The 11,534-nt window shown below is 59.5% G+C and carries 9 protein-coding genes; 5 read left to right on the forward strand and 4 right to left on the reverse strand.

Annotated elements, in window-relative coordinates; translation table 11 throughout:
• Positions 1 to 43 precede the first annotated feature (43 nt).
• On the forward strand, positions 44 to 1,888 hold the full coding sequence (gene sppA / locus AXW79_RS06180) for a signal peptide peptidase SppA (protein WP_005317698.1): 1,845 nt from the start codon (positions 44 to 46) through the stop codon (positions 1,886 to 1,888).
• 65 nt (positions 1,889 to 1,953) lie between these two features.
• Here sppA and AXW79_RS06185 read toward each other — a convergent pair whose 3' ends face one another.
• Entirely contained in the window at positions 1,954 to 2,511 is a 558-nt protein-coding gene (locus AXW79_RS06185; protein WP_005317701.1) for an NUDIX domain-containing protein, read from the reverse strand.
• Between the two features lie 6 nt (positions 2,512 to 2,517).
• Positions 2,518 to 3,318: a DUF2989 domain-containing protein gene (locus tag AXW79_RS06190; protein WP_005317704.1), complete on the reverse strand. Its 801-nt coding sequence runs from the start codon at positions 3,316 to 3,318 to the stop codon at positions 2,518 to 2,520.
• A gap of 197 nt (positions 3,319 to 3,515) precedes the next feature.
• Here AXW79_RS06190 and AXW79_RS06195 point away from each other — a divergent pair, with 197 nt between their 5' ends.
• Both AXW79_RS06195 and AXW79_RS06200 read left to right on the forward strand, forming a co-directional pair.
• Positions 3,516 to 4,949 carry a glyceraldehyde-3-phosphate dehydrogenase gene (locus AXW79_RS06195; RefSeq protein ID WP_005317706.1) on the forward strand — a complete coding sequence of 478 codons (1,434 nt, stop codon included), beginning with the start codon at positions 3,516 to 3,518 and terminating at the stop codon, positions 4,947 to 4,949.
• 60 nt (positions 4,950 to 5,009) lie between these two features.
• A complete protein-coding gene (locus AXW79_RS06200; protein WP_005317709.1) occupies positions 5,010 to 5,303 on the forward strand; it encodes a YeaC family protein in 294 nt (97 codons plus the stop codon).
• A 262-nt stretch (positions 5,304 to 5,565) separates the two neighbouring features.
• Here AXW79_RS06200 and ansA read toward each other — a convergent pair whose 3' ends face one another.
• Positions 5,566 to 6,573: an asparaginase gene (gene ansA, locus AXW79_RS06205; RefSeq protein ID WP_021138095.1), complete on the reverse strand. Its 1,008-nt coding sequence runs from the start codon at positions 6,571 to 6,573 to the stop codon at positions 5,566 to 5,568.
• Positions 6,574 to 7,017: 444 nt separating this feature from the next.
• On the opposite strand from ansA, the gene gltS reads away from it, so the two are divergent.
• Positions 7,018 to 8,217, forward strand: coding sequence for a sodium/glutamate symporter (gene gltS, locus AXW79_RS06210; protein WP_043151208.1), 1,200 nt, complete (start codon positions 7,018 to 7,020; stop codon positions 8,215 to 8,217).
• Between the two features lie 89 nt (positions 8,218 to 8,306).
• Here gltS and AXW79_RS06215 read toward each other — a convergent pair whose 3' ends face one another.
• Complete coding sequence (locus tag AXW79_RS06215; protein ID WP_005317716.1) at positions 8,307 to 10,178, reverse strand: methyl-accepting chemotaxis protein; 1,872 nt, start codon at positions 10,176 to 10,178, stop codon at positions 8,307 to 8,309.
• A 254-nt stretch (positions 10,179 to 10,432) separates the two neighbouring features.
• Here AXW79_RS06215 and prfB point away from each other — a divergent pair.
• Positions 10,433 to 11,531 (forward strand): peptide chain release factor 2 gene (gene prfB / locus AXW79_RS06220; RefSeq protein ID WP_096072019.1). Its coding sequence is split into 2 segments (ribosomal slippage): positions 10,433 to 10,507 and positions 10,509 to 11,531, totalling 1,098 coding nucleotides; the frame shifts between segments, so codons are not numbered across the junction.
• Positions 11,532 to 11,534 lie beyond the last annotated feature (3 nt).

Below are 11,534 nucleotides of genomic sequence, written 5' to 3' on the forward strand. Positions count from 1 at the left end.
ATAATGGCCTTTCTCTACCCATTAACAGGGCGATAACGCGGCTATGTCTATTTTCAAAGGTCTGGGTTGGCTGTTTCGCAGTCTGTGGCGCCTGCTCAATTTCACCCGGCTGATGCTGGTCAATCTGCTGTTTCTCATTCTGGTGCTGGTCATCGTCTTTAGCATCAGCCAGAAAGAAGCACCCAGTGCTCCCATTGAAGGGGCGTTGACCCTCAATCTCAACGGCGTGCTGGTGGAACAGCGCACCCAGACAGATCCCACTGTGCAGTTGCTGCGCCAGGTGGACAGCAGCGACGAGCAGCCGAGCGAGATCCTGCTTTCTGATCTGCTATGGGCCATTCGCAGCGCAAAAGATGACGACCGCATCAAGGCGCTGGTGATCAAACCACAGGGATTGCAAGGCACCAGCTTGTCCAAACTGCAGGAGGTGGCTGGCGCCATCGACGAGTTCAAGGAAAGTGGCAAACCTGTCATCGCCATGGCCGACTACTACAACCAGGGTCAGTATCTGCTGGCTGCTCACGCCGATCATGTGCTGCTCAATCAGAGCGGCGCCGTACTGATCGAGGGACTCGGTGTCTACCAGACCTACTTCAAGTCGGCGCTGGAGAAGCTCAACGTCACCCCTCACGTGTTCAAGGTCGGTACCTACAAATCCTTCGTCGAACCCTACACCCGGGACGAGATGTCCCCGGAGAGCAAGGAGGCGAATCAGCGCTGGCTGGATCAGCTGTGGCAATCCTATGTAGCGGACGTGGCCGAGCAGCGGGAGATAGAACCCGAGGCCGTCGCCCCAAGCAAAGATCGTTTCCTCGAGCTGCTGCGCAAGGCCGGCGGCAACGCCGCCAGCTACGCCCTCGACAATGGTCTGGTGGATCAGCTCGCCACCCGTGACGAGATGACCCAGGCTGTCATCAAGGAAGTGGGTGAAGACGAGGATCACGGCTGGAAAGGGGTCGGTCTGAAAGAGTATCTGACAGCCGCCCCCGAGCAATATCCCCAAAACGGCAAGGATGAGGTGGGCCTCATCGTTGCCAGCGGCGCCATCATGGATGGCGTACAGTCGGCCGGCACCATAGGTGGCGACAGTCTGTCGGATCTGCTGGCCGATGCCCGCCGTGACGACAAGGTGAAAGCCGTGGTACTGCGGGTCGACAGCCCGGGCGGCAGCGCCTTCGCCGCCGAGCAGATCCGCGCCGAGCTGCTGGCGCTGAAACAGGCTGGCAAGCCGGTGGTGATCTCCATGGGCAGCTACGCCGCTTCGGGCGGCTACTGGATCTCCGCCGATGCGGACAAGATCTTCGCCTCCCCTACCACCCTCACCGGCTCCATCGGGGTGTTCGGCATGTTCGCCACCATAGACAAGGCGCTCTCCCAGTACGGGATACACACAGATGGAGTAGGCACCACGGATTACGTCGGTGTCGGCCTGACCCGCGCCCTGCCTGAACACGTAGGCCAGGCCATTCAGCTGAGCGTGGAAGATACCTATCAGCGCTTTGTCGGTCTGGTGAGCAAGGGCCGTGGCCTGAGCCCGCAAGAGGCGGAAAAAGCCGCCGAAGGCCGGGTCTGGACCGGCCAGGATGCCAAGGCGCTGGGTCTGGTGGATGAATTCGGTAATCAGGAGGACGCCATCAAGGCGGCGGCCACGCTTGCCAACCTCAAGGAGTGGCAGGTCACCCCCATAGAGCAGGAGGAATCTGCCAGGGACAAGTTCCTGCGCCAGCTGTTCGACAGCAGTGCCCAGGCGCTGGCCCCGCACCTGCAAAGCTGGTTGCCGGCCGGATTTGGCAAGGCGCTGGTGGAGGTGAACCGCAGTCTGGATCCGCTGACCCGCTTCAACGACCCTCAAGGCACCTATGCCTTCTGCCCGGTCTGTGTGCAGTAAGCGGACACCCTCAATAAAAAAACCGCCCTCGGGCGGTTTTTTGCATCTTGCTCAAGGGGCCTGATTCACACCAGCAGGCCGGACTCGTGCCAATGATGCAACTCAGCCAGTACCCGGGTCTCCCGCGCCGTCCACTGGGGGCAAGGGCCCGCCAGCTGGGTCTTGTTGGTTTGTAGCGCATCATCCAGCTCGAACCAGCCCGGAGTGAAACCTAGCCGTACCTCGTATGGCTGGGGGCGAGGTTCACTCCACCCCTCACCGACCCGGCACAGGTAATAGAAAGAGCGGATGCAATAGGCATCATAGTCGGCCTCCCGGGCAGCGCGGTACTCCCTCGTCTGGCCGAGCAGGGCACCGACCTCCACCAGCTCGGCACCACACTCTTCCCGCAGCTCGCGAGCCAGGGCAGTGCCGTGGCACTCCCCTTCTTCAATGCCGCCGCCAGGAAACATGAGATCGCCGTTGACCCGGGAGTGCACCAGCAGCAACCGGTCGCCACGCAGGACAATGGCCCTGACAGTCACGCGCTCCAGCCGGCGGCCATCAATGGCCACCTGGCCGTGCATCAGCTGGATGTCGAAGGGATGAGGCCAGTCACTGGCCAGTTGGTTTATGTGGTTCATCAGGGATCAGGGACGATAAGTCCCGCTTTTTAGCTGCTCGACTATGGTGGCGGCCTGCAGATCCCAGGCCTCCTGCTCTGTCTTGCTCAAGGAGTGATAGAGACCAAAGCGTTTGGCCGAGACGTCAGGAGAATCCTGAAACGACTCGCTCACCTTGCCCCACAGATAAGCCAGACCGTACTCCTTCTGGCCCATGTAGAGGGTGCTGAGAGAGGTGAGGATCCGGCTGTTGACCTTGTCCCCTTCTCCATAGAGGGAGAGGGCATGGTGCATGAGAGTGATGGCTTTCTGTGGGGCACTCTTGGCATAAATGCCTCCCAGCGCCAGTTGCAGCTCGGGCTCCTCGAGCACCGGCTGCCCCTCCAGCGCCGTGAACTGCTCACGGGCCTGCTCGTTGGTGTTATTGGTCCAGTGCCAGAGCAGCAGATAGGGATCCTGCGAGTTGCGGGTAGCTGCATCGAGCTCGGCCAGCTGATCACCGGCCGCCAGCATGCCTTCCACTCTGGGGCTCTTCTGCTCCCTCGCCGTCTTGTACTCTATGTTGGTCGACCGCTCCGCACACTTGAGATAACGCTCCAGATTGCGCATCAGCTCGTACTTGCGCCTGTCCGTCCCCTCTTCTTGCAGATAGAAGCGGCTGCGGATGATGTCGGTCCGCTCGTAGCGGCACCAGCCATCGTCCACCAGGTCCTGACACAGCTCGGGATGATTGGCACAGATGTTGTGGATCCTGTCATCGTTGCAGGCAATCAGAGTCAGGCCGCAGGAGAGGCCGAGCAGTACGGAACGTAGTGGAAAAGGGGTCATAGTTCACATCTGGTTGGTAACAATGGGAGCCTTGTGCAGCCACCTCTGGCTAGCAAACCGGCTACATATCCATTACAATGCGCGCGCCGTATAAGGCCGCGATTGCAGAATGATATAACGAAATATACACCCCTACACTGATCTGCATTCGACGAATTTCTATTTGCCCCAACAACGTGAAATAAAGGATCTGGTTAATGACCCACGAGCACTACTTGCAGGCGTGGCAGGAGAGCCAGGAGCTCGCCGAAGCCATGCAACCCTTGATAGGTCGCCTCTACCGACAACAAGGGATCGAGATCACCCTCTACGGACGCCCGCTGCAAAACGCCTCCACCATCGATATCCTCAAAGCCCACAGGGTCGTCCGCCGTCATCAGGGCTCCCCGCTTCCGATCCAGCAAAGCTTCCCCCTGCTCCAGGCTATCCTGGCCTTGAACCCCACCGCCGCCGAGATCGATCTTGGCAAGCTGGCCGTCGGCTACTGGCAGGATCACCAGGACGAAGCAGGCATTGACGATTACCTGCGTGCCAGGTTGGCACCAGCACTGGGGCGGTGTGACATCCCGCAACCGACGGACGTGGTGCTCTACGGTTTTGGTCGCATCGGCCGCCTGCTGGCCCGCCTGCTCATAGAGCGTACCGGCGCCGCCAACTCACTGCGTCTGCGAGCCATAGTGGTGCGTGGCGGCCGTGAGGGAGATCTGGAGAAGCGCGCCAGTCTGCTGCGCCGTGACTCGGTACATGGCCCCTTCAACGGCTCCATCGAGGTGGACAGTGATCGCAGTGCCATCATCGCCAACGGCACCTTCATTCAGGTGATCTACGCCAACAGTCCGAGCGACATCGACTACACGGCATACGACATTCACAATGCACTCATCGTCGACAACACGGGTGTCTGGCGCGACGAGGCCGGTTTGAGCGAACACTTGAAGGCGCGCGGTGCCGCCCGTGTGCTGCTGACGGCGCCGGGCAAGGGCGACATGAAGAACGTGGTGTTCGGGGTCAATCATGAAGTGATCGGGCCGGATGACAAGATCATCTCTGCCGCCTCTTGTACCACCAACGCCATCACACCTGTGCTCAAGGTGATGCAGGACAAGTACGGCATCCGCCACGGCCACGTGGAGACGGTCCACTCCTACACCAACGATCAGAACTTGATAGACAACTATCACAAGGGCGAGCGCCGCGGTCGCAGCGCAGCCCTCAACATGGTGATGACCAGCACAGGTGCCGCCAAGGCGGTGGCCAAGGCACTGCCGGAGCTCAAGGGCAAGCTGACCGGCAACGCCATTCGGGTGCCAACCCCCAACGTGTCGCTGGCCATCATCAACCTCTCACTGGATCAAAGCACCGACAGGGAGAGTCTCAATGCCTATCTGCAGCAGATGGCGCTAAGCTCGGCCCTGCATCGCCAGATCGATTTTAGCGCCAGCACAGAGCTGGTCTCCTCCGACATGGTGGGTTCCCGCTTCGCAGGCATAGTGGATTCCCAGGCCACCATCGCCGAGGGGGATCACTGCGTCCTCTACGTATGGTATGACAACGAGTTCGGGTACAGTTGTCAGGTAGTGCGGGTGATGGAGCAGATGGCTGGCGTAGTCCGCCAGGATCTGCCTGCATAGCCCGCCAGGATCTGCCCGTCAGATCCTGGGTTCATGGCTCAATTTTCAAGGAGAAGCCGGATGTCGTTTCAACAGGGTGAGTTTCAACAGGCCATCAGACAGATGCCCAAAGAAGTGTACGAGCGGCTCAAGACAGCGGTCGAGCTGGGCAAATGGCCCGATGGCAAACCCCTGAGCGACGAGCAGAAGGCAACCTCGCTGCAGGCCGTGATGGCCTGGCAGGCGATGCACCTCGACAATCCCGAGCACATGAACATAGGCCGGGACGGCGAGATAGTGATGAAGAGCAAGAGCGAGCTCAAGCGTCAGTACCGTGACGAGGAAGAGATAGTGCGGATCGACCTCAGTCACTGAGGCAGGCCGCCCATCCCGTGCCGCGACCGGATACGGCAAACAGCAAAGAGGGGAGCCATGGTGGCTCCCCTCTTTTTTCCTCTCCCCCCTCATGGTGAGGAGGCCAGAAGCTGTTCACGACCTGTCGCGAGAAGGCGTCAGCAAGGTGAAGAGCAGCGCAGGAACCGGAGTGTATAGGCATACATGAGCCCTCTTGTTCACAAACAAGCGAGCAGCACATGAGCCTTGATCACGGCTTCGCAGCAAGATCGTGGACAGTTTCTCAGGGCGTCAGCTCGCCGCGCAGGGACTGTTGCATCAGCTCGCGGATGCGGGGTGCAGGCAAGTCCAGGCTCAGCAGGAAGTGCAGCTTGGTGAGCGCCGCCTCGGCAGTCATGTCAAACCCCGAGATAACCCCGGCACGGGAGAGCGCATTGCCGGTGGCATAGCCCCCCATGTTGACCTTGCCGTGCAGGCACTGGCTCAAGTTGACTATGATGACGCCGCGGGCAGATGCCTCGGAGAGCAGCGCCAGCATGGCCGGATTCTGCGGCGCATTGCCCACGCCAAACGAGAGCAGGATCAGCGCCTTCACCGGTTGCTGCAATATGTTGGCGATTACCTCGCTGGAGATGCCAGGATAGAGGGTCACCACGCCGATGGGTTGGGGGGTAATGTCGTGCAGCACCAGCGGACGATCGGACGGCTCCCCCAGCTCACCCGCTTCCAGCGAGATGGCGATACCGGCATTGAGCAGCGGCGGATAGTTCGGCGAATCGAAGGCGTGGAAGCCATCGGCGTGCACCTTCTTGCTGCGGTTGCCACGATAGAGCTGGTTGTTGAAAAACAGCGTCACCTCGTGGATCGGGTAGTTGGCAGCGATATAGAGGGCGTTGAGCAGGTTCTGCTGACCATCGGAGCGCAGCTCGGCGAGCGGGATCTGGGAGCCGGTGATGATGACCGGCTTGTGCAGATCTTCGAGCATGAAGGAGAGCGCAGAGGCGGTGAACGACATTGTGTCTGTGCCGTGCAGGATCACGAAACCGTCGTATTTCTCGTAGTTGCCTTTAATGTCCTCGGCGATCCGCTGCCAGTCCGCAGGCGTCATGTCGGAGGAGTCGATAAGGGGGTCATATTCGTGGATATGGTAATCCGGCATCTCGGGTCGATGAAACTCGGGCATCCGCGCCAGACAGTCTTCCATAAAGCCCGCCATCGGCACATAACCGTGGTCGGAACGCTGCATCCCTATGGTACCGCCTGTGTAGGCAATGTAGATGGACTTCTTCACACCCTCTCCTCTTGATGGACCGGCAACCGGCAAATTAATAAAGGAATAAACCGACAACTTCACACCTGACCGGTTTCCTCTTGTGGGCTGGAAACCGGCGAATTATAGAGACTGGCGCCCCAAATGACAGCCGGGAAATAGCAGATCCGGCCCATAACATGACGCTTGTCCCAATAGTGTTAAATGTCACAATAAAGTTTAAAGCCGACCATTTATCTGACAAATATGGATATAAGCGGTGCTTTTTGCTACTATCCGGCGGATTTTTCATAAATCTCATCTGGATGCCTGATCAATTCAGGCCCGCATAGATCCCGCCTTTGCGTGGGACCGGGGCTGCTAGCCCCTTCTTTGTTGGCACTTGAGCCACCCTGGTTTTTATCCCGGCTGAATCTGTGAGTCTTCATCAACGAAAGACACAGCCAATCAACATGGGAGTACTGAATGTTACAACTTGATTCCTACGCCACCCTGGTCGCAGCCACCCTGGTGTTGCTGTTTGGCCGCTTGCTGGTGACCCGAGTCGGGCTGCTGCGCACCTTCAACATCCCCAAACCGGTTGCCGGCGGCCTGGTGGTCGCCCTGGTACTGTTGCTGTTGCGCTCCACCCTCCAGGTAGAGCTGCAATTTGATACCAGCCTGCAAACCCCGCTGATGCTGGCCTTCTTCGCCTCCATCGGTCTCTCCGCCGATCTTGCCAGCCTCAAGCGCGGCGGCAAGGCGGTGATCACCTTCCTGATGGTGGTGACCGGCCTGCTGCTGGTGCAAAACACCCTGGGCGTGGGTCTGGCAACCCTGCTCGGTCTGGACCCGCACATGGGACTGCTGGCCGGCTCCATCACCCTCTCCGGCGGCCACGGTACCGGTGCGGCCTGGAGCGCCACCTTCTCCGAAAAGTACGGGGTGCAATCCGCCGCCGAGCTTGCCATCGCCTGCGCCACCTTCGGTCTGGTACTGGGGGGCCTCATCGGTGGTCCGGTAGCACGCTATCTGGTGAAAAAAGTGCAGGTACCCGGTGAGGAGCACAACAAGGACGACGCACCACGGGGCTTCGAGATGCCCGACATGGAACGTCCGCTCACCACCTTCAGCCTGATCGAGACCCTGGCGCTGATCGCCATCAGCCTGAAAGGGGGGGAAATGCTCTCCACTTTCCTCAAAGGCGGCGCCTTCGAGCTGCCGGTCTTCGTCTGTGTGCTGTTTGTCGGCGTGCTGCTGCGCAACCTGCTGACCCTGCTGAACTGGCACGAGGTGAGCGATCGGGAAGTCTCTTTGCTCGGCAACGTCAGTCTGTCGCTGTTCCTGGCCATGGCGCTGATGAGCCTGAAGCTGTGGGATCTGGCGAGCCTTGCCCTGCCCATCTTTATTTTGTTGGTCGCCCAGACGGTGGCGATGGCGCTCTACGCCATCTTCGTCACTTTCAGGGTCATGGGCAGCAACTATGACGCGGCCGTGCTGGCGGCAGGCCACTGCGGCTTCGGCCTGGGTGCAACCCCGACCGCCATTGCCAACATGCAGGCCATTACCCAGCGCTTCGGTCCGTCCCACCTGGCGTTGCTGGTGGTGCCCATGGTGGGTGCCTTCTTCATCGACATCATCAACGCCATGGTGATCAAGTTGTTTATGGCACTGCCTTTCCTGTAAGCCCGCCAGCAACCACAAAATAAAAGCCCCGCACTCGGCCGAGTGCGGGGCTTTTTCATGGCGGTCTCTGCCGCCTGAAATCCGGTTCCTTACAGGATAAAGGTCGACACCTGCTGGTTCAGGTCGGTGGCACGACCCTTGAGGCGATGGGCCTGATCCAGATCGCGCATGGCGGCGGCAGTAATCTCGTCACTCACATCCTTGATGGCGGTGGTGTTCTGGGTGATCTCGCCAGTCACCTGGGTCTGCTCCTCGGCTGCGGTGGCGATCTGACCCGCCATGTCGGAGATAAGCGATACGGCCTGGGTGATCTCTTCCAGCGCGGCAGCGGCGGCATCGGCGTCTTTCACGCTGTTGTCGGCCAGACCCTGGCTGGTCTGCATCAGGCTGACCGCACGGGCAGTAGTCTGTTGCAGCGTCTCGATAGTGGACTGGATCTCCTGGATGGAATCCTGGGTACGACGGGACAGCACTCGAACTTCGTCCGCCACCACGGCGAAACCACGACCCTGTTCACCGGCACGAGCCGCTTCGATGGCCGCGTTCAACGCCAGCAGGTTGGTCTGCTCGGCAATGCCCTGAATGGTGGAGAGGATGCCGGAAATGGCCTGGGCGTGACGGCTCAGCTCGCCGATCACAGCGGTCGCCTGCCCCACCTCTTCGGCCAGACCGTTGATGGACTGGCGGGTCTGATTCACCAGCATCTTGCCCTGCTCACTGCTCTGGGCGGATTGCTGGGCGGCGGCGGCCGTGCTCTCGGCGTTGCCGGCGATCTCCATGGTGGCGCTCGCCATCTCGGTGACGGCAGTGGCAACCATGGTCACTTCCTGTTGCTGGCGCTGCAGCTCGTCCACCGAGGCCTGGTTGGTCACCAGACTGCGCTCGGCGTCGGCGTTCAGCTCGTTGGCCAGCTTGCGGATATTGGCGATCAGCTGATGCTGACTGCCGACGAAACGGTTGAAGCTGTTGGCCAGCTGGCCCACTTCGTCGTTGGCGTCGATCTTGATGCGCTGGGTCAAATCACCGTTACCGTCGGCGATGCGGGCCAGGGCCTGGGAGACCTTGGTGAGCGGGCCGAGCAACAGGCTGACCAGCCAGGAGATGGCGAGAATGCTGCCCACCAGCACCAGCAGGGCAAGACCGAGCTGGGTCATCAGCAAGGAGGAGAGCGGCGCCTCCAGGGTAGCCTTGTCCAGCACCAGTACCAGTTCCCAGTCGGTATCCGGGATGTCTACTGCCATCAGCAGCTTGTCACGGCCTTCGCTGTCAAAATAGGCAGGGATCAGGGTATTGCCAGCCTTGCTCTGATCGATGAGGGCATTGGTCAGATCGTTGTCGATCTCGGTGGCCGGCTTCATCGCCTTGGCTGCGTCCTTGTACGCGATGACGGTACCATCCTTGTGCATCATGATGGCAAAACCGTCGGCGGGCAGCTTCATCTTGGTGATGTCTTCTACCAGAGATGCGATGGAGAGGTCACCACCGACCACGCCGCCCTGAGCGGGTTGGGCCAGCGTCACCACCATGATGTTGTAGGCGACGTCCAGATAGGGCTTGGTCACAATGAGGCCGCCCTTGCTCATGGCTTCCTGATACCAGCCACGGGAGCGCGGGTCATAACCGCTACGGTTGATGGAAGGATCCGAGTCGTTCATCTTGCCATTGCCCTCACCGAAGTAGGTGAGCTGGAAGCGACCCGACACTTGCGCCTGTTGCAGGGCATTGAGGGGGTCGGCACTGGCCTTGTTGCCAAGCGCCTGGATCACGTCGCGACGGGCAGAGAGCCAGTGACTGACGCTGGCTGCCTGCTGGCTGCCCAGTCGTTGCACCTGTTCCTGACTGCCTTGCAGCAACAGGGACTTCTGGCTGGTATAGCTCTGCCAGGAGAGCAGCAGGATCACCAATGACAAGGCGATCACCACCGACAAGAGTATCTTCTGCTTGAGTGATAGGTTTTTCATCATGATTTCTTCTTATGAGGTCAGGAACCGGATTTCCCAAAAGAGTGCACAGCACTGCGTAGTTATTAGCGACCCGGCAGGCGAAAACTGAACCTGCAAATGAGTCTGCGGACGATATTTTCCACCGAGTTGGGGAAAACTGCACCAGAAATTGACTACCGGATGCGCACAAGAAGAGGCGACCCTGTTTATTCCTTCCACAATTGGCTAGAATATCCCGTTTTTAAATCACATCGACCCCGAGAGTTTTCACGATGTTTGAAGTCAATCCTGTATTAAACAAACTTAAGGAGCTGTCTGAGAGGACAGAGCTTCTTAGGGGGTACCTTTGACTATGACGCCAAGAAAGAGCGTCTAGAAGAGGTCAACGCCGAGCTGGAACAGCCGGACGTATGGAATGAGCCCGAGCGCGCACAAGCGCTGGGCAAGGAGCGCGTCTCCCTGGAGAACGTGGTCGGCACCATTGACGTCTTGACACAAGGTGCTGAGGACGTCGAGATGCTGGTGAGCCTGGCGGTGGAAGGGGAAGACGAAGATACCTTCAACGAAGCCGTGGCCGAAGCCGATGTACTTGAAACCAAGCTGGTGGACCTCGAATTCCGTCGCATGTTCTCCGGTCAGCACGACGGCTCCGATTGCTACATCGACATCCAGTCCGGCTCAGGTGGTACCGAAGCCCAGGATTGGGCCAACATGGTGCTGCGCATGTACCTGCGCTGGGGCGATGCCCACGGTTACAAGCCGGAACTTATCGAGCTTTCTGACGGCGACGTGGCCGGCATCAAGTCCGCCACCGTCAAGTTCACCGGCGAGTATGCCTTCGGCTGGTTGCGTACCGAAACCGGCGTCCATCGTCTGGTTCGCAAGTCACCGTTCGACTCCGGTGGCCGTCGCCACACCTCATTCTGTTCCGTATTCGTCTATCCCGAGATCGATGATGACATCGACATCGAGATCAACCCGGCCGACCTGCGGATCGACGTCTACCGCGCTTCCGGCGCCGGTGGTCAGCACGTCAACCGGACCGAATCCGCGGTACGTATCACCCACATCCCGACCGGTGTCGTGGTACAGTGCCAGAACGATCGTTCCCAGCACAAAAACAAAGATCAGTGTATGAAGCAGCTGAAAGCCAAGCTCTACGAGCTGGAAATTCAGAAGCAGAACGCTGAGAAGCAAGCCCTCGAAGAGACCAAGTCCGATATCGGCTGGGGCAGCCAGATCCGTTCCTATGTGCTGGATGATGCACGCATCAAGGATCTGCGCACCGGCGTCGAAACCCGCAATACCCAAGCGGTACTCGACGGCGACCTGGACAAGTTTATCGAAGCTAGCCTGAAATCAGGCCTGTAAAAA

Source organism: Aeromonas salmonicida subsp. salmonicida, assembly GCF_001643305.1.
Lineage (GTDB): Bacteria > Pseudomonadota > Gammaproteobacteria > Enterobacterales > Aeromonadaceae > Aeromonas > Aeromonas salmonicida.